This window comes from Nocardia sp. NPDC102475 (assembly GCF_055584605.1).
Genome location: NZ_JBVJLS010000002.1, coordinates 295721 through 317325 on the forward strand (window position 1 = coordinate 295721; position 21605 = coordinate 317325).

The window sequence follows — 21605 nt, forward strand, 5'->3', positions numbered from 1 at the left end:
ACCGTGACGCACAACGATATTCGTACCGAAGCCAACGACCCGATGCTGTTGTCGAACACCGCCGCACTCGAACTGCTCGCCGACGCGCCCTGGCAGCGCTATGCGGTACTCGGTGATTCGATCGCGCATGGCGTCGGCGATCCGAGCCCCGGGTACGACACCGCCGCATGGGCAGATCGCGTCGCCGCGGTATTGACGGCGGCGAATCCCGCACTGGCATATCTGAATACCGGCCGGATCGGCGCGACGTCCGCGCAGGTACGCGCCGATCAGTTGCCGCAGGTGCTCGAATTCGCACCGGACCTGGTGCATATCAGCTGCGGCGGAAACGATCTGTTCACTCCCGGCGGCAATCTCGACGAGTTGCGCACGAATCTCGATGCGATCTTCGGCGCGCTTGCCCGCGGCGGGGCACAGGTGAGCACCTTCACCCTCGCCGATGTGTGGGAGGCGGAACGGATGGCGCCGATGCGACCGATGCGGGACCGGATGTCGGCGCTCAACGACATCACCCGCGAATTGGCCGCTCGTTACGACGCCGTGCTGGTGGAGTTCTGGGACCATCCGCTGCGGCTGCGGCCGGATGTGATGAGCGCCGATCTCATTCACTTCACGATGAGCGGTCATGCGGTGGTGGCCACCGAAATGCTGCGCGCACTGCACGGACTGCTGCCCGAACCCGCGCATTGATCGAAACCCGGCACCGGGCCGCGTTCGAGCTGATCTGCGTACGCGGCCCGGTGGTCTTCTCCTCGACGTCTGCGACCGCCGAGGGCGGCATCTTCTCGGCGCTGACAAACCGCCGAGCCGGATACCTGATCGGCGTTCGCAAACGCCGAATCCCCTATCACGATTTCGGTCATCAGGAAGCACGCATCACGATCATTCGCAATCCACGAACCGAACGCAAGATTCAGTTCGCCGTGCGGTCACTCACCGTATCGATCGACGAGCTCGGCACCGAGCAGGGCCAACTCGGCCTGCACCGATTGCGGTGCCAGCACCTCGATTTCGGCACCCCAACCCGCCAATTGTTGGGCGATCATGCGCGGTGTCGGTGCGGTGATGCGGACCTGAACGCGACCGTCGGCAACCGGACCGTCCACCTCACAGTGCCGCCCCTGCTGCTTGCGCAGGACCGGAAGTAGTTGCGGCGCAATGAGTGCGGTGGCGGATGTGGCGGCACGACGTTGTTCGACCTCGCCGACCACCTCCGCCCAGGCGGTGGACAGATCGAAATCCGCAGGGCGGCGGGCAATTTCGTTGGTGATCGTGGCATCTACGATGCGATCGATGCGGAAGGTGCGCCTGCCACGATCGGTGCCTGCGATGAGATACCAGATGGCGTCCTTGTCGACCAAGCCCCACGGGTCGACGACGCGCCGGGTGCGCTCCCCCGCCCGCTCATATGTCAGCTGCACTTTGCGGCGTTGGACTACCGCGCGCTGCAGCAATGCGACGAGCTGCGGCCGGGTCTGATCGTGCTCACCCCAGCGCGCGGGATCGATCACCACCGCGTCGGCCGCGGCCTCCGCATCGGTGCGGAAGGTCTGTGGGAGCGCGCGCACCAGCTTGCGCAGCGCCGATTTCACCTCGGGCACCGCGCTCGCGGACGGGCCCGCCAACAGGAACAGCGCGCGAGCCTCCGGTTCGGTGAGGCCACTGAGATCCGTGCGCGCGCCGCCGACCAGCGACCAGCCGCCGCCGCGGCCCGGCTGCGGATAGACCGGAACTCCCGCGGCCGAGAGCGCCTCGAGGTCGCGGCGCGCGGTTGCGACCGATACCTCGAGTTCGGCGGCGATCTCGGAAGCCGTCACCCGGCCGCGGGTTTGCATCAGCAACAGGGTCGCCACCAATCGGTCTGCTCGCATGAGCACAATTCTGCCCAAAAAAGTGCTCATTCGGTGAGCACTTCAAGCGGAATCATGGATCGCACAACCAAGGAAGACCCCGATCAGAGGAGCCAAAGATGTTGCGAGGAATGGCCACCGTTTCGTTCTATGCCGACGACCTCGAGGCCGCGAAGGACTGGTACACCGAGGTCCTCGGCCTCGAGCCCTACTACGCGGTGTCCGGCGGATACTACGAATTCCGCATCGGCGACTACCAGCACGAACTGGGGATCATCAATCGCAAATTCGCCCCCACAGGCGCACAGAACGCACCCGGCGGAGCCATCCTGAACTGGCACGTCGACGATGTGCAGGCAAGTTTCGACCGGCTTTTGGCCCTCGGCGCCAAGGAATACGAGCCGATCACGCCACGCGGCAACGGAGACTTCATCACCGCCGCGGTAGTAGACCCCTTCGGCAACGTCCTCGGCATCATGCGGAACCCCCACTACCTGGAAATCCTCGGCCGCGCCTAAAGCACCCGCCCCGGTCGCGCTTTGCCCGAGAATGCAATGGTGGCGGCGCGTTCTCGGGTCTGCCCGCCCCTTTCGCGCGCCGGGAGCATGCCTTCCCACGAGAAGGCCTGGCGGTGGGATGCTCTCGGGGTCCGCCCACACTATCGCGACCACACCCAAGGCATACGTTCCCGCGAAAATGTTTGGTGTTGGGATGCTCCCGGATTCGCTCGCCCTTTCGCGACCCCTCCCGCGATTCGCCTTTCGCTCAGAATGCGATGCTGCCGGGGACGCTCGCAGGGTCCCGCCCGCCTCATCATGACGCCACCCGAAGCATGCCCAGTCCCGAGAATGCGGCGATGGCAGCGCCGGGTTAGCCCCTTCACGACGCCACCCAAGGTATGCCTTCCCCCCGGGAATGCCTTCCCCCCGGGAATGCCTTCCCCCCGGGAATGCCTGGCAGCGGGGCGCTCTCGGAGTCTGCCCGCACTCACGGACCGCATCCCGACGTTCGCCATGCTCTGAGAATGCAATAGCGGCCGGGCCCTCACAGAGCCCACCTGCCCCCTCGCGACGCCACCCAAAGCATGCCCTGCGCCGAGAATGCGTTGGTGGAGAGGCTCTCTCGATGTTTGCCTCCACTAGCGCATGGTGATCATCGGTCCAGGTCAGTGGCCGAACCAGCGCTCCAGGATTTTGGCGACGCCGTCGTCGGCGACATCGTCGGCGACTTCGTCCGCCCAGTTGCGGACTTCGTTCGGTGCGTTCGCCATTGCTACGGAATGTCCTGCCCAGTGCAGCATTTCGCGGTCGTTGTAGCCGTCGCCGATGGCGAGGGTGGCGGCACGGGGGATGCAGAGTGCGGTGCGCAGTCGCTCCAATGCCCAACCCTTGGAGACGCCCCGGCGCGAAACGGTAAGCCACGGGCCGAATTCGCCGTGTACCCAGCTCGCACCCGGTACCCGCAGTCGGGTGAGCAGGCGCAGCATCTCTTCCAGGGAACCGTCGGGCCACCAGCCGTTCAGTCGCGGGGTCGGCTCGCTGCTCAACGCGCCGTCATCGACGAGAACGTATTCGCCGATAGAGAATTCGCCCGGACTGGCACCCGTGGCCCAGGTGCCGATGCCGACCTTCTCCACCGCGAAGATCATCTCCGGAAACAGAGCCCGCAAGGCGACGACCGCCGGCCCCGGATCGAAGGTCTGCACCGCCACCGGCTCTCCCTTCGCTACATCGATGTGCACCGCACCGTTGGAACACAACGCATGTCCATCGATTAGCCCGAGCTCCTGCAGCACCGGTCGCGTCGTCATCAACGTCCGTCCGGTCGTCACAACCACATGTGCCCCCGCCGCCACCGCCGCCCGCACAGCACCGATCACCCGTTCACTGACCGGCGATCCCGTCTGCAGTAACGTTCCATCGACATCCAGCGCGATAAGCTGAGGTCCCCCGTGTACCACCAACCCATTGTGCATCGCTATGGCACTCGGCGTCATCGAAATTCGACCGGTCCGAATGTGCCCATCACTCGCTGACAGACCAGCGAAACGAACAGTCGCACTCCTTCATCGAACCCGCGCCCCTCATCAGCGCCCAGAAGAAGTGCGAATTCTGACAAACGGAGCGGATCTCTGCCCGGGCATGACAATCCACCTCGTAACCAACAGCCATGCGGACCAGCGACTTTCACCCAACCGCCGATGCTGCAGCAGTGACTACTCGCAGGCGCTGCCCCGTCGCTACGCTGCGGTCTCCACCCCTCAGCCAGGGCCCACCCACTAGAGCCGCCACCCACTGATCCGCCAAAGGATCTCGGCACGAAGTGCCACCTGCACCGGTGCAGCCAAAGCAGCGATGCCGGCCGCGCACCGACAGCACGCACAGCAGCACTCCATCTCGGGGTCTTGGCGTCGAAGCGGGGGGCGCCACCGTCCTCGATCGGCATGGTGTCGAGGTCGGTGCTGCACGCGCAGCTTCGTATTCGACTCTGTGGCAGGCGAAGAAGTCCACGACCATGTCCCGAACGCGCGGTCACGCTGAATATCGGCGTGACCACGAATGTCACGCCAACTCCGACGGTAACCCGCACTTACCAACGCTAGGAGTGCGAACCCAAAGAGTGCAGATCCGTGCACGCACGCGGCGGTCGGACGCAGCACCAGTGGCCGTGCGTATCAACGACTTTCACCACTCCGCCACCTCAACCCTCGCCGCTGCCGCCACACGGCGAACCCGGGCAACCAAGTTCGCCACGAGATGCTGCCGGATCTGTTACTGCCACGACATTCGCAACCGGTCGGCTACGAACCGGCGGCCCGAATGCCGCACTCCGTCTGGGAATCGCGCCCCGCACGGGCACGCCCCGAGGAGTGCGAATGCCGAGAATCCGTGACACTCAACGATCACGACCCGGTCGTGCTGCCCCCGCACAGACCTGCGCGCTACTGATACACCCGAAAGTCCCTACCAGATGATCACCTGCGGCCACCGCCCACCGCCGATGCCGTTCCACCGACCGTGCAATCGCAAGCTAAAACTCCGGCCCGCGCTCAGTAGACGATCGCGGTCCGCCGCCAACCTCCATGCTGGCGAGGCGCCGCGGGCCGCCCCGAGGAGTACCACCACGGACTACCTACGGGCACCGCCCACAATCGGCCAACACCATTCCACCGACCCGTGCAATCGCAAGCCCCTCACCCCGGCCCACGCTCAGTAAACGATCGCGATCCGCCGCCAACCTCCATGCTGGCGAGGCGCCGCGGGCCACTCGAGAAGTACTACCCGGACTGCCCGCGGGCGCCCGCCCACGAACGGCCGACACCATTCCACCGACCCGTGCGATCGCAAGCTCTCACCCCGGCCCGCGCTCAGTAGACGATCGCGGTCCGGGGTGAACCTCCATACTGGCGAGGCGCTGCGGCCCATCGAGGAGCACTACGGCGGACTACCTGCGGGCACCGCCGCCGCCGAGGCCACCCGAACCGTGTGAGGAGATACCACCGGAGGAGGCGCCGCCAGGGCTGGTGCTGCCGCCGGAAGTGGTTCCGCCGGAGAACTTGCCGCTGGAGGAGGGGCCTCCGGTCGAACCGCCGACCGTGCCGCCGCTCGTCGAGCCGCCCGGCCTACCACCGCCCGTCGAACCACCTGACATACCACCGCCCGTCGAACCACCTGACATACCACCGCCCGTCGAACCGCCCGAAGTACCACCGCCCGTCGAACCGCCCGAGGCACCACCATTCGTGGAACCTCCCGAAGCACCACCATTCGTGGAACCTCCCGAAGCACCACCATTCGTGGAACCTCCCGAAGCACCACCATTCGTCGAGCCACCCGACGCGCCACCCCCCGTCGACCCCGATCCACCACCGCTCGCGGAACCTCCCGAAGCACCACCATCCCCAGAACCGCCCGAGGTGCTGCCGTCGGTCGAACCACCTGAAGCGCCAGTGCTTGTCGAGCCGCCCGAGGTACTACCCGACGAACCGCCGCTGTGGGAATTTCCCGACGTCGAACCGCTGGTGCCCGAAGTCGTACCGCCGGACGCATCACCTGTGCTGCCATTCGAGGTGGTTCCGCCCGATGGCGCAGTTCCGGTGGATGTTTCGCCGGTAGTCGTCCCCGGTACACCACCGCCCGTCGAGGCGCCGCCGGTCGCCGGGGTCCCGGCCCCCGGAGTTGTTGCGGTGCCAGCTGGAACGGCGGGAGTCGAATTAGCCGGGGCGGGAACGGAACCCGGAAGGCTGACGCTCGGGATCGGCGTACCAGCAGGAGGCTGGTTGGGCACGGCGGGGATCGTCTGCGGACTTTGGATGAATGGCAGCGGGTTCAGGAACTGGGCGGGGTTGGCGTAGGTGACGCCACCGGAATGTGCTGTTCCACCGCGTGGTTCGCTGTGTCTGCCACCGTGTGCCTCGGCCACGGACGGGCCGATCGTTGGTCCGATCGGCGTCGTATTGGCGACGGGAGCGATCCCGTAGGCCGGTCGCCCGGAATAGCCGAAGCCCGCCGTCGTGGTCGCCCAACCAACCGCCGCGGATCCGGCCTCCGCGAGCGCTTCGACATCGGGCTCGAGCAGCAGGTTGTCTATCGGGAAGCTGCCCGGCAAGGCATCCACCAGGGACGGCATCTGCGAAATGTTCGGGCCGCCGAATACCGTGACGGCCGATACGGCAACCGCGGAAGCCACTGCGGCACTGGAGAATACAGCGACCTTCGGCGCTCGATGCCGGCCACCGGTCGACAGCGGTGCGAAGCTGCGGGCCGCATAGCCTGCGGCGCCGACGGCGACGGTCTGCCCCGGATCGCTCGACATCACCACCGGTCGGCCGAGTTCGGCAAGAATGCGCGCGACCTCGACGGGCCGGGTGGCGCCACCGACCAGCAGGATGCAGCTGATATCGGACAGGCACCGTCCCGTCGACTCCACACATTCGTGGACCACATCGAGGGAATCCCGGATGTGCTGGGCACGCATACTCGTGATATCGACAATCGAGGTCATCTGCAGCATCGACCCGTTGTCGCCGGGTTCGGCGACCCGGGCATATCGCGCGATCATCGAACCGAGCGGCCGACCGCCGAAGTCGTATGAGCGCACGGACTTTCCGACGATCGGGTGATCGTCCCAGTCCGGTCCGACCCGCACCATCGACACATCGAGACTGGACCCGCCGAGGTCGTACACCAGTACGAAGCCGGACTCCAGCGGTCCGCGTTCCTGTTCGAGCCACTCCGCGGCCGCGACCGGTTCGGGTACGAGCAGCACATCCGCGGCACCGGCCAGATTCAATGCCTGCCGCAGCAGCGACAGCTGCTTGTCGGAATAGCATGCGGGATAGGTGGCCACGGCTCCCGCGGTCGGTGGGAAGGATTCGAGCAGGCCGTTCACCACGGCGGCGACCAGGTTCGCGGGTGACCAGAGCCGACCGCCCACGACGACCGACTCCGGGTCGCGCGCCAGATCGGCGAAATCCGTTACAGCCATGTCGAATTGGGGAATTCCCCCGATTCGGATGCCGCCCGCACTGTCGAAGGTCACTGCCGTGCGGCGCGACCGCACCGACGACAACGGTCGCTCGCCGGTCACCATTGCGGATACGGAGTTCACTGAACCGATGCTGAAACCCAGACCTGTAGTCATTCGCTATCCCGTCAACGCACCGAGACCACGTCCATCACACAGGAGATCCATGTGGCCGCGGTCGCTTCCCAAACAGCACCCACAGGTTAGCTGCTGCCGGATCGATTCGGATGTCGATTTGATATGAAACGTTTGGCTTCCGTTGACCCTGTTTAAAACTCCCAGCTAGATCGCATGAGAAAGATTCATCCAGACCCCTGGACGTTCGGCGTTTCGCGACCGAAGGCTCGATTTCACTGCGGTAAGCCAGATTCCGCTACCGCACAGTAACTCGAATCGAGCCCCAGATCTGCCATACCGAACAGAACCACCCAGAACCGACAACACACACCGACTGGTCGGTAACCAAACCGTAGCCAGCGCTACAGGTTTCATAGTACGAGCGTCCCAACCGACGGAATATGACGCGTCAAACGCAACGGCTGATTTCCGCCAGCAGCACCATTCCCCGACCGCTTGACTGGATTCAGCGATGAGCAAGCGCTCGAACGAACCGAGTTCCCGAGCCGCCTCATCGCTCATGAAATCTGAAGAACGAGAAGGGAATTCGAAGACGATGTCGACACGTTTCGCGGACAAGGTCATGCTCATCACCGGGGCCAGCTCGGGCGTCGGCAAGGCGGTGGCCCTGCGGGCGGCGACCGAGGGTGCGGCGGTGGTGCTCGGCGCACGTGGTAAAGACGCGGGCGAGCAGGTCGCGGCCGATATCCGCGCGGCGGGTGGCCGGGCGATCTTCATGCCGACCGATGTCACCGTCGAGGACGAGGTCGCCCGGCTGACGCAGGCGGCCCTCACCGAATACGGTCGGCTGGACGCGGCATTCAACAATGCGGGCGCCGTCAATGCCTTCGGCCCGATCGAGCAGATCGACGAGGCGGGCTGGCGCGCCGACCTCGAACTCAATCTCACCAGCGTGTTCTACGGTCTACGCCACCAGGTTCCGGCGATTGTCACCTCCGGCGGCGGCGCGATCCTCAACAACGCCTCGAACCTCGGCGTGGTCGGCATGGGTTCGGTGGCACCGTATGTGGCGGCCAAGCACGGCGTCGTCGGGCTGACCCGCGCGGTGGCGCTCGAGGCCGCTGAACAGGGGGTTCGTGTCAACGCGCTGGTCTCCGGCGCCGTCGATACGCCCGCTTTCCGCAACTCGATGGGTGCGACGCCCGAGGGTGAAGCGGCCATCGCCGCACTGCATCCGCTCGGCCGGATCAGCAAGCCGGAGGAGATCGCGTCGTTCTGCGCCTACCTGCTGAGCGATGAGGCCAGCTTCATCACCGGCGCGGCGCTCGCGATCGACGGTGGGTTCACCGCCAAATAGTCGCCAATCGGCACCTCGGCCCGGCATTCGCCCTCATCGCGTCGCCGTGCGCCGAGGTGCCGACCGTCGTCACGGACCCTACCGCGCACACACCATGTCGGCGGAAGGCGAAAACCGTTACACAGCACGAATAAGACATGGGCGCGCTTGCGCCGCTCAGGCGCGGGCGAGCAGGCGGCGCACGATACCGGTTCGCGCCGCGCTGCGGCGGGCCAGGACCGAGGGCCGGCGGCGGTGCACCAGGTGATCGAAATCCGCCGCCGTACCTGCCGGTTCACGTAACCGACCGGCGTTGAAATCATCGGCCAACTGCCGAACCGTCTCCTGCGCGCAGGATTTGTTGGTACCGATGAATCCGGTGGGACCACGCTTGATCCAGCCGGTGACATACATTCCGGGCAGCACCGCACCACCGGAATGTTCCAGCACGCGCCCGTGCAGATTAGGAATCACGGCGGCCTGCTCGTCGAATGGCAAGCCCGGCAGGGCAACACCGCGATAACCCACCGAGGTGAGCACCAACCCGGTATCCAACCGCTCGGTCTCCCCCGTCGCTACCGCACGAACGCGACCATCCGGATCGGTGACGAGTTCATTGCGGCTCAGCTCGATGCCGGTTACCTCGTCGGTGCCCAGAATCGCGGTCGGCGCGGCCAGATACCGGAACACGATCCGCTTACGCGCACCGAACGGCCGCTCGGCTACGGAGTGCAGCAGCCGCAGCTTCTGCTCGACCCGATACGGCAGTTCGTCGGTCACCGGGGGCAATTCACCCTCGATGGCGATATCGACATCCGCGCCGAGCAGTCCAACGAACTCCGGTACCGTGAAGGCCGATTCGGCCGGACCTCGCCGACCGAGCACTACCACTTCCTCGATCTTGCTCTCCCGCAAGGCCTTCAGCGCATGTGGTGCGATATCGGTGCCCGCCAACGCTTCCGGATCGCTGGCCAGGATGCGCGCTACATCGAGGGCCACATTGCCATTGCCGACGATGACGGCCCGGCGTTGCGACAGATCGAAGGTGCGCCCGGCATGATCCGGATGCCCGTTGTACCAGGCGACGAAGTCGGTGGCAGATACATTGCCCGCCAAACCTTCTCCAGGAATGTCCAGCTTACGATCCGAGGACGCACCGACCGCATAGATCACCGCGTGAAAGTGTGCGAGCAGCTCCTGGTGCGAAATATGTTTGCCCACTTCGATATTCAGGTACGACTCGAAACCGGGCTGCGCCGAGATGATATCGAAGAGCTTGTTGACCTGCCGGGTCTTGGCGTGGTCCGGCGCGACGCCGTACCTGGCGAGTCCGTGGGGTACCGGAAGCCGGTCGAAGACCGTCACAGTGACGTCGGGCTGGGTCAGCAGTTCATCGGCCGCGTACATGGCCGAGGGGCCGGATCCGATGATCGCCACCCGCAACGGCTGACGCTCGGTGTGGATCTCGGCCGCGGGCACCGGCTTCGCCAGCAGCGGCCGCGGCCGCGTCTGCCGATAGAAGTCGGCATTGATCTCGATGAACGGCCGCTGCTCGTCGGTCAGCTTCTTCGATGACGTGATGGCATCGACCGGGCACGCACTCGCACATGCGCCGCAGTCCACGCACGCCTGCGGGTCGACATACAGCATCTCCGCCGTCAGAAAATCGGGTTCGTCGGGCGTGGGATGGATGCAGTTGACCGGGCAGGCGTAGACGCAGGACGCGTCGCTACAGCAGGACTGCGTGACGACATACGGCACGTCAGCCGGCCTTGGCCGTGCGCAACGGCTCGGAGCGGTAGCGGGTGGTGTGGCCGTCGATATTCAGCAGCTTCCAGACCGCCTTACCGATGGGGTTCATCAGGCCGATGTCATTGGCCAGCGTGCGCACATCGCCGAAGAAGTCGCTGAACTCCTGCTTGGCCTGCTTCGAACCGTAGAACAGCTCTTTGCGCACCTCGTCCGGAATATCGAATTCCTTGAAGAACGACCGGGGCGGGGTGTAGATGGAGCGGCCGAGGATGAACATGACGATCGGCATGACGATCGAGAGCACCAATCTATTGGCCGCATTCTTCTCGGGCACATGCTGCTTCAGGAATTCGTGCGCGAAGGAGATGTGGCGCGCCTCCTCGGCGACGTGAATCGCCATTACGCCGCGCATGATCGGATGCACGTCCTCGCCCGAGCGCAGGATCGCCTTCTGAATGTGGTCGATCGGCTCCTCACCCGCGAGCACGGCCATGAAGAACAGATTCGGGAACAGGGCAGCCACTGGTGCGCCGATGTACTTGAACTTGCGCACGAGCGGGCCCATACCGGGGACGTCGATGCCGATCCGGTTGACCATCTCCTGGAACATCAGGGTGTGGTTGTGCTCCTCGATCATTTCGTGGGAGCAGTAACGGAATTCGGGCGAACCGTTGGGCAGGCCGAAGCTGTGCGTCACCATGCCGCTGATCAGGATGGATTCGAACTGCAGACCGACCTTGGCGACATTGGCTTGGCGGTACTTGCCGATCGCGATCTTCCGTTCCAGCGGCAGCGCCCGGTACCAGGGGTGGCGACCGAGCGCATCGCCGGATACCGGGAGCACCCAGCGCTCTTCACCGGCGTCGGCGGCGAAATCCGGGTTGTCCCAGTCGATGTCCTCGAAGGGGTCGAAGTGCTTGTTCACCGAACCTTCGGAGAGCAGCAGCAGCTTGGCGGCATACTCCTGCGCCTTCGCCAGATCGGGATCGACTGCGGGCGTCACGGCTGTAGACATCGTCGTCACTGCCTCTCCTCGTGGGACACATTTACTGTATCCCATAGTTACACCTACGAGGAGTCACGTCAACCTGGCACATGATCGGCATTCCCGGCGACGATCCGGTGCGCCGCCGGGTCCGCCTTTACCGCAGCCCGAGTTGCGACAAGCCCGCGACCACCGTGTCGGCGGGCAGCGCCAGCGCGAGCGCCACTCCAGCGGCCGACATCCCCGCCGCGATCGCCACCCGGGTCAAGCGGCGCTTGGTGCGCCGTGAAAGTAGGAGAGCGCGCGTCGTCGCTCTGCGCGGTTTGCGCCGATGGTGATGTCCGGTCGGCTCCTCGTCCGCGGCGGCGGCGCGACGCGCCATGATGGCGGCACCGTCGGCGATCGTCCGTTCCGGATCCGGGGCCGTGATCACCGGACGCGCCAGTTCACCGGCGAGCACCTGGGCCACCTCGACCGGCCGGGCCGCGCCGCCGACCACCAGCACGCAGTCCACATCGGCCATGGTCACATCCGCCGTCCGCAGACAGCGATAGATCAGCTTCAGCGACGATCGGATATGGATGGTGCGCAATTCGTCGGCGGTGACACCGGTGACCGCTCCGGAGATGGAGGCGGGCACGGTCCCGTTCCCGGCCCGCGCGGCGACCAGCGCTCCGAAGGCCCGCCCGCCGAATTCCGTCGAACGGATCGGTACGCCGACAATCGGATTGCGCGGGCAGCCCGCGCCGACTCGCACCAGGGTGATGTCGAGGCTGGCTCCACCTAGGTCATAGACCAAGGCCAGGCCCGGCATCAGCGGTCCGCGTTCGACCTCGAGCCAGGTGGCCGCCGCGACAGGTTCGGCGACCAGCGCGACATGCGTCAGGCCGATCGCGTCCAGCGCCGCGCGCAAATCCCCCAACTGGCCTTCGGTATAGCCCGCCGGATGCGTCAGCATGACACCCGCATCGACCGCCCGGCGATCACGACGCGCCTCGGTGATCAGACAATCCGCGACGACCGCGATCAGATCGGCCGCGCTCAGCGCGCGGTGCCCGACCCTGGCCTGCTTGGTCTTACGTTGGCTCAGATCAGCGAACTCGGTGATGGCACGCCCGTGCCGCGGAATCATGCCGACCCTGGCCATTCCGGTGCTGTCGAAGGTGAGGGTGGTGCGGCGGGTGACGGCGGGCGAGCGTTCGGCGGCGGAGCGGCGACCGGGTGGAGCCTTGGCCGAACCCTCCTCCGCCAGAGCGGAAACCGTGTTCACCGTGCCTATGCTCAAACCGAGACCAACCGCCATCGCAATCCTCTGATCGCCGAGCCGATTTGCTTCGAACCTTGTTCACGCAACCACTCCGCGACCGGCCTGCCAACCACCGGACACACGATTGTCCGCATGCCGCCGCTACTGACACAGGTTGCATAGCGACAGCACCGATCCCGGCTCACCTGGCACGGGAGGTGACGCGCCGATCTCGTGGCCAGATCTTCTTACGGCGCGCCGGAATTCAACGATGCCCTGTTGCCGTTTGCCAGCAGGCAGCCAGCTCGCCACTCCCGCTTCTTACATGCGAAAACAGCCCCTGATCAGACCCCATCGAGGTTGCCGAATACGCCGCAACAAGCCGATCCCGAGCCGTATCGAAACCGACCAGTCCGCCACTGGACGGATGGGCCCGCTCCGGCAACGAGTTCCGACTCCCCGCACCGGAATTCGCGAGCGATTCCGGTGCGGGAAATCAAAACCATTACACCCATTGGCAACTCATCAGCAACAGCCCAGCACCGCTTGGGCACTCGCCGCCCGCCGCACCGGTCCCTGCCGTGGTCCGAGCAATCGCGACACCATCTGCGCGGCCTGCTCCTGCCACCGCGCATACGCCGTCGGAAGGCCCGAGCGCTGTGCGGCCTGCGCCGCCTGCCATAGCGGCAGCGCCTGGTACTCAGGCGTTGCGACCAGCAGTGCGTCCAGGAATCGCTCGGTCGCGTAGCGCGGATCGGTGAGCTGCTCGGGTGTACCCCAGCCCGCGGACGGCCGCTGCTGGAACACCCCGAGCGAGTCGTGATCGACCGCCACGGTCACGTTGCGCAGCAGCGATTCCTGCATTGCGGTGGCCAGCGCGACCACCGCCGCATAGGCGGGCAGATCACGACGCAGGACCACTTCGACAATCGTTCGCGCGTTATCCCATTGCTCCGGATTCGGCGTGAAATGCCGTTGCTCGCCCTCGATTCCGTGCGGCATCAACTGCGCCGGAGTGAGACCGGCATAGGAGTTCGGGATCGGCTTCCCCACCGATTCCGGACCGATTGCGGCCACTTCGGGCGAGTCCGCGGGAACCTCGGTGATAACCGGGCCATCCGGTGCGCGGACCGCCGGCGTTCCGGGTGGTGGTGCGGCGAACGCCGGACCGGATTGCATTATCACCGCGACGCCGGCAACGGCCAGCGCCAGAAATATCTGTCTTCGAATCGACATGGTGATCGTTCAACTTCCCGCCGCCCGCATACGGGCCGCGTTCGACGACCATTGCGAATGCTCACATCGGATTACGTTCCGATAATTCACCGGAACCCACTAGCGGGTGTTTCGCATTCAGCACAATATGACGTGGAAACCGGAGTTCGGTTTCGACACGCCAGGAATGGCCACGGATTTCGCAAATGCGGAATCCGCAGCCATAAAGCGGAGTCGAATTCGCCCTTATCCCGCAGGCAGTTCCGGAATACGGGTTGCGCGGGCGTAGACGGTTTCCCCGTCGCTGAGCTGCAGCGCCTCGGCGTCACCGCGGGTCACCTGGGCGGCGAACAGATCACCGGTGGCCGCATTGCGCAACTCGACGCGCACCTCGAATCCGAGGTGCACAACGCGTTCCACGGTGGCGCGGGTGACGCCCGCCGATTCCGCGGTGCCCTCGTCCTTGGCCAGCGCCATGCTGGCGTCGCGGCCGACGCGAATATCGTGCGGACGCACCAGATGTCCGTTGAGCCGGGCCACCGCGCCGAGGAAGGACATCACGAATTCGTTGGCGGGCCGGTCGTAGACGTCCTCCGGGCTGCCGACCTGTTCGATGCGGCCCTTGTTCATCACCGCGATCCGGTCGGCGACGTCGAGCGCCTCCTCCTGGTCGTGGGTGACCAGCACGGTGGTCACGTGGACCTCCTCGTGCAGCCGGCGCAGCCAGGTGCGCAGATCGGCGCGCACCTTGGCATCGAGCGCGCCGAACGGCTCGTCGAGCAACAGCACCTGCGGGTCGACCGCGAGCGCGCGCGCCAGTGCCATGCGCTGACGTTGACCGCCGGAGAGCTGAGCCGGGTATCGGTGCTGGAAGCCGTCGAGGCCGACGATGCCGAGCAATTCGTCGACGCGCTTGGCGATTTCGCTCTTGGGACGCTTGCGGATCTTGAGTCCGAAGGCCACGTTATCGCGCACGGTCATATGCTTGAACGCGGCGTAATGCTGGAATACGAAGCCGATATCGCGCTTTTGCGGCGGTACGTGGGTGACGTCATTGCCAGCGATGGTGACGATGCCGGCGTCCAGCGATTCCAGGCCCGCGATCGAGCGCAGCAGCGTCGACTTGCCCGAGCCCGACGGGCCGAGCAGGGCGGTCAGCTCCCCCGACGGGATCTCGATGCTGACATCGTCCAGGGCGGCGAAGGAACCGTAGTTCTTCTTCGCATTGGTCACGGTGATCACTTGGTGCCCCGCTTACGTTCGAGGAGGGTCATCAACAGGAGGACTACGAGGGCAAGGCCCATCAGCAGGGTCGCGGCGGCGTAGGCGCCGAAGGTGTTGTGGTCGTTGATGTATCGACCGTGTACGAGCAGGGTCAGCGTCTGCGATTTACCCGGTAGCGCGGAGGACACCATGATCACCGCGCCGAATTCGCCGAGCGCACGCGCGACGGTCAGCACGACACCGTAGGTCAGGCCCCAGCGGATCGCGGGCAGGGTGATCCGCCAGAAAGTCTGCCAGCGGGACGCGCCGAGGGTGGCCGCGGCCTGCTCCTGATCGTCGCCGATCTCGTGCAGCACCGGCTCGACCTCGCGCACCACGAACGGCAGCGTGACGAAGATCGTCGCGATCACCATGCCGGGCAGATTGAAGATCACCTTGAAGCCGACGTCTTCGAGTCCGCCGAACCAGCCGTCCGCACCCCACAGCAGGATCAGCGCGACGCCGACCACGACGGGCGAGACCGCGAAGGGCAGATCCACGATGCCCTGCACCAGCGTGCGGCCCGGAAACTTGCCGCGCACCAGGGCGATCGCGGTGACGATGCCGAAGATGACATTCACCGGGACCACGATCGCCACGATCAGGATCGACAGTTGGAATGCCGAGATCGCCGCGGGCGTGGAGATCGAGTCGATGAACGCGCCGATCCCCTTCTCGAAGGTGCGCCACAGAATGATGATCAGCGGCAGCACCAGCAGGATGAACAGGTAGCCGAGCGCAACCACGCGCAACGAAATACGAGTCGGCCAGGACAGATTCATCGCGCCTCCTCCTCCTTACGCGCCGTGCGCTCGGCCCACAGCCGCAGCACCAGCAGCGTCGCGAACGAGATGACCAGCAGTGCGACCGACACCGCCGCCGCATTGACCGGCCGATCGATCTCGATCTGCTTCTGGATGTACTGCGAGGCCATTTCGGTCTTGCGCGGAATGGCGCCACCGATCAGCACCACCGAACCGTATTCGCCGATGGCGCGGGCGAAAGCGAGCCCGCCGCCGCTGATGATGGCGGGCGCGAGGGTCGGCAAGACGATGCGGCGGAAGGTGGTCCAGTTGTCCGCGCCGAGGGACAGCGCGGCCTGCTCGACCTCCCGGTCGGCCTCGATGAGCACCGGCTGCACCGAGCGCACCACGAACGGCAGCGTGACGAAGGCCAGTGCCACCACGAGGCCGGGCTGGGTGGCGTTGAGGTGGATATCGATCGGACTCTGCGGACCGTAGAGCGACAGCAGCACGATGCTCGCGACGATCGTCGGTAGCGCGAACGGTAGGTCGATGAGCGCGTTGACGATGCTCTTGCCCGGGAACTGGTCGCGGACCAGCACCCAGGCGATCAGCGTGCCCATCACCACATTGATGACCGCCACCACCACGGAGACGAGCACCGTGATGCGCAGCGAGTCGATGGCCGCGGGTGCGGTGATCGCATCCCAGAACCCGGACCAGCCGTCATCGAATGAGGTGACGGTCAGCGCGGCCAGCGGTAGCAGCACGATGATGCTGAGCCAGAGCACCGCGGTGGCGATGCCGAGCGGACCCACCGAACCGGTTACCCGCAGCCACGACCAGGTGCGACCGACGGCCTTGGGTGTGGCGTTTTCGGAGCCGCCGGGAGCGGGCGCATGCCCGATCCCGGCGCTGCTGCTGTCAGTCACGATCGTCCAGTATCCTGCTTCGATTTGCGGCGTGCGCGGTGCCCTTCGTGGTTACGCAAGCTGCCTCCTCCGGGCCCGTCGCACACACCGCGGGGTGTTTCGGATCACCGACTTACTTGGTGGCCTTGTCGTAGATGACCGCGACGGAACCGGTGTTCGCGGTGAACAGGTCCTTGTCGACGGTCTTCCAGCCACCGAGATCGGCGATGGTCCACAGCTTCTGCGGGGTCGGGAAGTCCTTGGCGTAGTCGGCGGCCACCTTCGGGTCGACGGGGCGGAATCCCGCCGAGGCCCAAGCCTTTTGGCCCTCGGTGGTGAACAGGAAGTCGCGGAAGGCATTCGCCGTATCCAGATGCTTGCTGTTCTTGAGGACCGCGACCGGATTCTCGATCTTGAAGGTGGTCGGCGGCACGATGTGCTCGATCGGATCGCCGTTGCGCTCGGAGAAGATCGCCTCGTTCTCGTAGCTCAGCAGCACGTCACCGGTGCCCTGCAGGAAGGTCTCGGTGGCTTCGCGGCCCGACTTCGGCTGCACCTGCACATGCTCCTTGGAGATGAGCTGGCTCAGATAATCCAGACCCGCCTGCGGATTTTTGCCGCCGTCGCTCTTGGCCGCGTACGGCGCGAGCAGATTCCACTTGGCCGAGCCCGAGCTGAACGGGTTCGGGGTGACGACCTGGATGCCCGGCTTGAGCAGATCGTCCCAGTCCTTGATGCCCTTCGGATTGCCCTTGCGCACCACGATCGCGACGACCGAGCCGAACGGAATTCCCTTGGTGGCGTCGGCATTCCAGCTCGGATCGACCAGACCGGCGTCGACCAGGCGGGTGATATCGGGCTCGACGGAGAAGTTGACGATATCGGCCTCGGCGCCGTCCTTGACCTTGCGGGACTGATCACCCGACGCGCCGTAGGAGCCGTTGATCTGGACGCCCTTGCCCTTATCGGTCTTGTTGAACTCGGGGACGACCTTGTCGAAACCGGGCTTCGGGACGGCGTAGGCGTAGAGGTTGAGGGTGCCGCCGCTGCCGTCGGGCCCACCTCCGCCCACGGTGTCACTCGCTCCACCACCGCATGCGGTGAGCACGACGGCGGCGACGGCCGCTAGCGCGGCGATCACCGGGCGACGGTGCGATCGGGAGGATCCGAGGAGTAAGGACCTGGGTGACATGGGTGGAACCTTTCCTATGCGCTCCGCCGCGACATGGACTAATTGTCGCGGCGGTAGAACTGCGGCGCGACTTGTCGACCGAAGGTCGGGGTACGGACACTGCTGCGAAAAAGTTTGCGCGCCAGTCTAGAGAAAGATGGGTGCGCAGCAGCGCCCGGCGCCGATCAGCGACAGAGAATGTCCGCGACCGCGAGATTGCCGACAGCGATCAACGCCAATTCATGGCGGACCTGCGGGACGGCAATCGAAGACACGGGCAGACTGTATCAGAGGAAATGCCACCAGCTCGAATCAACAGAGTTCCAGGAAGAGGGGGGTTTCATCCCATGACTACCAGCCCGGACCGCGTGCGCACCGTATTCCCTGATATCAGCACTCGCGCGTGGGAGCATCCCGCCGACCGCACGGCGTTGGTGACGCTGCGCTCACTCACCGGGTTCGATACCGTTTTGCGAACCATGTCCGGATTGCTGCAAGAACGCCAGCACCGGCTGCTGTACCTCGCGACCGCGGTCCGAGTGGACGAGCGCCAGTTTCGTTCGCTGCACCAGTTGCGTCAGGACTGTGCGGAAATCCTGGACGCGCGCATCACACCCGAGATGTTCGTCCTGCAGAGCCCGCACGTGAATGCCTTCACGATCGGTATGGACCAGCCGTTCATCGTGCTGACGACCGGTCTGATCGACCTGATGGATACCGAGGAGCTGCGCTTCGTCGTCGGTCACGAACTCGGGCACGCGCTGTCCGGGCATGCGGTATACCGCACCATGCTCATGCATCTGCTGCGGATCTCGGCCAATCTGGGCTGGATGCCGGTCGGTGGCTGGGCACTGCGCGCGATTGTTGCCGCACTGATGGAGTGGAGCCGCAAGTCCGAGTTGTCCGGCGACCGGGCCGGGCTGCTGTGCGGTCAGGATGTCGATGCGTCGGTGCGGGTGCATATGAAGACCGCGGGCGGCGCCTGGATCAAGGAGATGAACCACGGCGCGTTCCTGCAGCAGGCCGATGACTACGAGCGCTCCGGCGATCTGCGCGACGGTGTACTGAAGCTGCTCAATCTGGAACTGCAGAGCCATCCGTTCTCGGTGCTGCGAGCCGCGGAACTGCGCCGCTGGATCCAATCCGGCGAATACAACCGGATGCTCGGCGGCGACTACCCACGCCGCGAACACGATAAGCACACCAAGATCAGCGATGAGATCAAGGAGGCCGCGCGCACCTATCGGACGAACTTCGACCAGTCCGAGGATCCGCTGATCCGCACCGTGCGCAATCTCGGGCGCGATGTCGGATCCGCGGTGAGCACCGTCGGTCAGGAGGTCGGCGAGACCGTATCCAAGATCGGCAAGCGGTTCAATGACTGGCGCACCGGCGCGGACCGGGAATCGGACGAGTAGCAACCGCTCTCGCCGGCCTCAGGTCCGAATGCTCGGCGGTGTGTGTGCCGGCTGGAACGCGCCGGAGGTGTGCGACTGCTCGGCCCTGATCACGTGCGTCACCGCATTGATCAGCGCCAGATGGGTGAAGGCCTGCGGGAAGTTGCCGAGGTGACGTCCACTGCGCGAATCGATCTCCTCGGCATAGAGCCGCAGCGGACTCGCATAGCCGAGCAGCCGTTCGCACAGATGCCGGGCCCGCTGCAGTTCGCCGATCTCCACCAGTGCGGACACCAACCAGAACGAGCAGATGGTGAAGGTGCCCTCCGCGCCGGTCAATCCGTCATCAGTGGTTTCGGTCCGGTAGCGCAGCACCAGACCGTTCTCGGTGAGCCGGTCGGCGATCGAAAGCACGGTGGCACGCACCCGATGGTCGGTGGGCGGCAGGAAGCGGTTCAGCACCACCAGCAGCAGTGACGCGTCCAGGGTGTCGCCGCCGTAGGTCTGGGTGAAGACACCGTCGGCAGTCACGCCGTTGGTGAGGATATCGGCCTTGATCTGGTCGGCGATGGTGTACCACTCGGTGGCCCGCTCGTATTCGCCGTGCAGTTCGGCCAGCTTCGCACCGCGGTCCAGCGCCACCCAGCACATCACCTTCGACGAGGTGAAATGCTGTGGCTCACCACGCACTTCCCAGATGCCGCGGTCGGGCTCCTGCCAGCGCGCGATGGTCGCCTCGACCTGGCGCTCCAGCAGTGGCCACAGCGACTCCGGCACCTGTTGGCGGGATTTCACGTGCAGGTACACCGCGTCGAGCATGGTGCCCCAGATATCGTGCTGGTCCTGGTTGTACGCGCCGTTGCCGATGCGCACGGGTTTGGCGCCGTCGTAGCCGGTCAGGTTGTCGAGTGTGGTCTCGGTGAGGTCGCGTTCGCCGCCGATACCGTAGAGCACCTGCAGCGGGACGGGTTCGCCGTTGTCGCCGGTGGTGGCGTCGTTGAGGAAGGCGAAGAAGTCGTTGGCCTCGCGGTCCAGACCGAGGGTGTACAGACCCCACAGCGCGAAGCTGGAATCGCGCACCCAGGTATAGCGGTAGTCCCAGTTACGTTGTCCACCAGGTGTTTCCGGCAGTGAGGTGGTGGCGGCGGCCATCAGTGCACCGGTCGGCGCGTAGGTGAGTCCCTTCAGCGTCAGCGCACTGCGCTGGAGGTAGTTGCGCCACGGATGATCCGGGAAATCGCCGAGGGTGATCCACTGCCGCCAGCATTCGGTGGTCTGCCACATCTTCTGCGCCGCCTCTTCGAAGGTGCGCGGTGCGGGCAGTTCCGACCAGGTCAGCGCGACGAACACCTCGTCGCCCTCCTTCATCCTGGTCCGGGCGCGAGCTTCGCGGCCCTCGAGTCCGAGCCGCAGGTCGGTGGTCAGCACCAGCGTCGGGCCCGCACTCGGATCGGTGGAGCGCACCGCGGTGGCCTCCTCGTACACCTTGCCGGTGTACTCCCAGCGGGCCGGGGCGCGGTGGTAATCGAAGGCGGGTTCGCAGCTCATCTCCAGTTCGACCGTGCCGTTCACGCACTTCACCGTGCGCAGCAGGACGTGCTCGGCGTCCCAGTCCATCGGCGTGCGGCGGTGGGTCTTGCTGCGCTGATCGTTGTTGTGCCAGGGGCCGAGTACCAGTGCGTCGCGCACGATCAGCCAGCCGGTCTCGGACTGCCAGGTGGTCTCGAGGATCATGCCGCCGGGCAGGTAGCGCCGCGCCGCGGGCACATTGACCCCGTACGGGCCGATCCGGAAATGACCGGCACTGCGATCGAGCATCGCGCCGAAGATGCTCGGCGAATCGGGCCGTGGCACGCACATCCACTCGACACCGCCATTGCTGGCGATCAGACAGCTGGTCTCACAGTCGGACAGGAATGCGTAATCGTCGATCGGCGGAAAGGTGGCATGCTGACGCATGTCACTCAGCTGACTGAGCGCGGGCAGGCCGGCAGGTTCTTCTACGGTCAGATCATCGGAAGACGCCATACCTCATCTTCGGTCCGTCTGCCCGTGTCGTCCACCGAGCGCGCCGAAACCCGGCCCCCACGCGGTGCCGACGGCGCGGCGAATTCAACACGGCTAGGCTGGTG

17 protein-coding genes are annotated in these 21605 nt (G+C 65.4%); 4 read left to right on the top strand and 13 right to left on the bottom strand.

All coding sequences use genetic code 11. The features are described 5' to 3' along the window. The first annotated feature begins 3 nt into the window (after positions 1-3). On the top strand, positions 4-690 hold the full coding sequence (locus ACZ60G_RS04610) for an SGNH/GDSL hydrolase family protein (RefSeq protein WP_465807269.1): 687 nt from the start codon (positions 4-6) through the stop codon (positions 688-690). 239 nt (positions 691-929) lie between these two features. On the opposite strand, the gene ACZ60G_RS04615 is transcribed toward ACZ60G_RS04610, so the two are convergent. After that, positions 930-1871, bottom strand: coding sequence for a helix-turn-helix transcriptional regulator (locus ACZ60G_RS04615; RefSeq protein WP_465807271.1), 942 nt, complete (start codon positions 1869-1871; stop codon positions 930-932). A 98-nt stretch (positions 1872-1969) separates the two neighbouring features. Between ACZ60G_RS04615 and ACZ60G_RS04620 the strand changes: the two genes are divergently transcribed. Beyond that, positions 1970-2368 (top strand): VOC family protein, encoded by a 399-nt coding sequence (locus tag ACZ60G_RS04620; protein ID WP_465807273.1) that lies wholly within the window; start codon positions 1970-1972, stop codon positions 2366-2368. Between the two features lie 647 nt (positions 2369-3015). Here ACZ60G_RS04620 and ACZ60G_RS04625 read toward each other — a convergent pair. Both ACZ60G_RS04625 and ACZ60G_RS04630 read right to left on the bottom strand, forming a co-directional pair. Continuing rightward, the gene (locus ACZ60G_RS04625) at positions 3016-3810 is read right to left on the bottom strand and encodes an HAD family hydrolase (protein ID WP_465807274.1); all 795 of its coding nucleotides are present in this window, start codon (positions 3808-3810) and stop codon (positions 3016-3018) included. A gap of 1484 nt (positions 3811-5294) precedes the next feature. Then, positions 5295-7460, bottom strand: a complete 2166-nt coding sequence (locus tag ACZ60G_RS04630) for an Hsp70 family protein (protein ID WP_465807276.1) — start codon at positions 7458-7460, stop codon at positions 5295-5297. Positions 7461-8049: 589 nt separating this feature from the next. On the opposite strand from ACZ60G_RS04630, the gene ACZ60G_RS04635 reads away from it, so the two are divergent. Then, positions 8050-8811, top strand: a complete 762-nt coding sequence (locus tag ACZ60G_RS04635; protein WP_465807277.1) for an SDR family NAD(P)-dependent oxidoreductase — start codon at positions 8050-8052, stop codon at positions 8809-8811. Positions 8812-8967: 156 nt separating this feature from the next. Here ACZ60G_RS04635 and ACZ60G_RS04640 read toward each other — a convergent pair whose 3' ends face one another. From ACZ60G_RS04640 to ACZ60G_RS04680, 9 genes are all read right to left on the bottom strand, one after another. Continuing rightward, positions 8968-10551 (bottom strand): FAD-dependent oxidoreductase, encoded by a 1584-nt coding sequence (locus tag ACZ60G_RS04640; protein WP_465807279.1) that lies wholly within the window; start codon positions 10549-10551, stop codon positions 8968-8970. A gap of 1 nt (position 10552) precedes the next feature. Then, on the bottom strand, positions 10553-11557 hold the full coding sequence (locus ACZ60G_RS04645) for an AurF N-oxygenase family protein (protein WP_465807281.1): 1005 nt from the start codon (positions 11555-11557) through the stop codon (positions 10553-10555). Between the two features lie 127 nt (positions 11558-11684). Continuing rightward, on the bottom strand, positions 11685-12797 hold the full coding sequence (locus tag ACZ60G_RS04650) for an Hsp70 family protein (RefSeq protein ID WP_465807283.1): 1113 nt from the start codon (positions 12795-12797) through the stop codon (positions 11685-11687). 501 nt (positions 12798-13298) lie between these two features. Continuing rightward, on the bottom strand, positions 13299-14009 hold the full coding sequence (locus ACZ60G_RS04655; protein WP_465807285.1) for a hypothetical protein: 711 nt from the start codon (positions 14007-14009) through the stop codon (positions 13299-13301). Positions 14010-14234: 225 nt separating this feature from the next. Further along, positions 14235-15230 (bottom strand): sulfate/molybdate ABC transporter ATP-binding protein, encoded by a 996-nt coding sequence (locus ACZ60G_RS04660; protein WP_387290903.1) that lies wholly within the window; start codon positions 15228-15230, stop codon positions 14235-14237. After that, positions 15227-16033 carry a sulfate ABC transporter permease subunit CysW gene (cysW, locus tag ACZ60G_RS04665; RefSeq protein WP_062991326.1) on the bottom strand — a complete coding sequence of 269 codons (807 nt, stop codon included), beginning with the start codon at positions 16031-16033 and terminating at the stop codon, positions 15227-15229. The genes ACZ60G_RS04660 and cysW overlap by 4 nt, the downstream gene beginning before the upstream one ends. Continuing rightward, positions 16030-16830 carry a sulfate ABC transporter permease subunit CysT gene (gene cysT, locus ACZ60G_RS04670; RefSeq protein ID WP_157124980.1) on the bottom strand — a complete coding sequence of 267 codons (801 nt, stop codon included), beginning with the start codon at positions 16828-16830 and terminating at the stop codon, positions 16030-16032. Before cysT ends, cysW begins: the two co-directional genes overlap by 4 nt. Before the next feature lie 208 nt (positions 16831-17038). Further along, complete coding sequence (locus ACZ60G_RS04675) at positions 17039-18097, bottom strand: sulfate ABC transporter substrate-binding protein (protein ID WP_465807287.1); 1059 nt, start codon at positions 18095-18097, stop codon at positions 17039-17041. 164 nt (positions 18098-18261) lie between these two features. Further along, the gene (locus tag ACZ60G_RS04680; RefSeq protein WP_373864843.1) at positions 18262-18351 is read right to left on the bottom strand and encodes an Ms4533A family Cys-rich leader peptide; all 90 of its coding nucleotides are present in this window, start codon (positions 18349-18351) and stop codon (positions 18262-18264) included. Positions 18352-18423: 72 nt separating this feature from the next. On the opposite strand from ACZ60G_RS04680, the gene ACZ60G_RS04685 reads away from it, so the two are divergent. Beyond that, positions 18424-19494, top strand: coding sequence for a M48 family metallopeptidase (locus tag ACZ60G_RS04685; protein ID WP_465807289.1), 1071 nt, complete (start codon positions 18424-18426; stop codon positions 19492-19494). 18 nt (positions 19495-19512) lie between these two features. Here ACZ60G_RS04685 and ACZ60G_RS04690 read toward each other — a convergent pair whose 3' ends face one another. Next, positions 19513-21501 carry a glycoside hydrolase family 15 protein gene (locus ACZ60G_RS04690; RefSeq protein ID WP_465807291.1) on the bottom strand — a complete coding sequence of 663 codons (1989 nt, stop codon included), beginning with the start codon at positions 21499-21501 and terminating at the stop codon, positions 19513-19515. Positions 21502-21605: the final 104 nt, after the last annotated feature.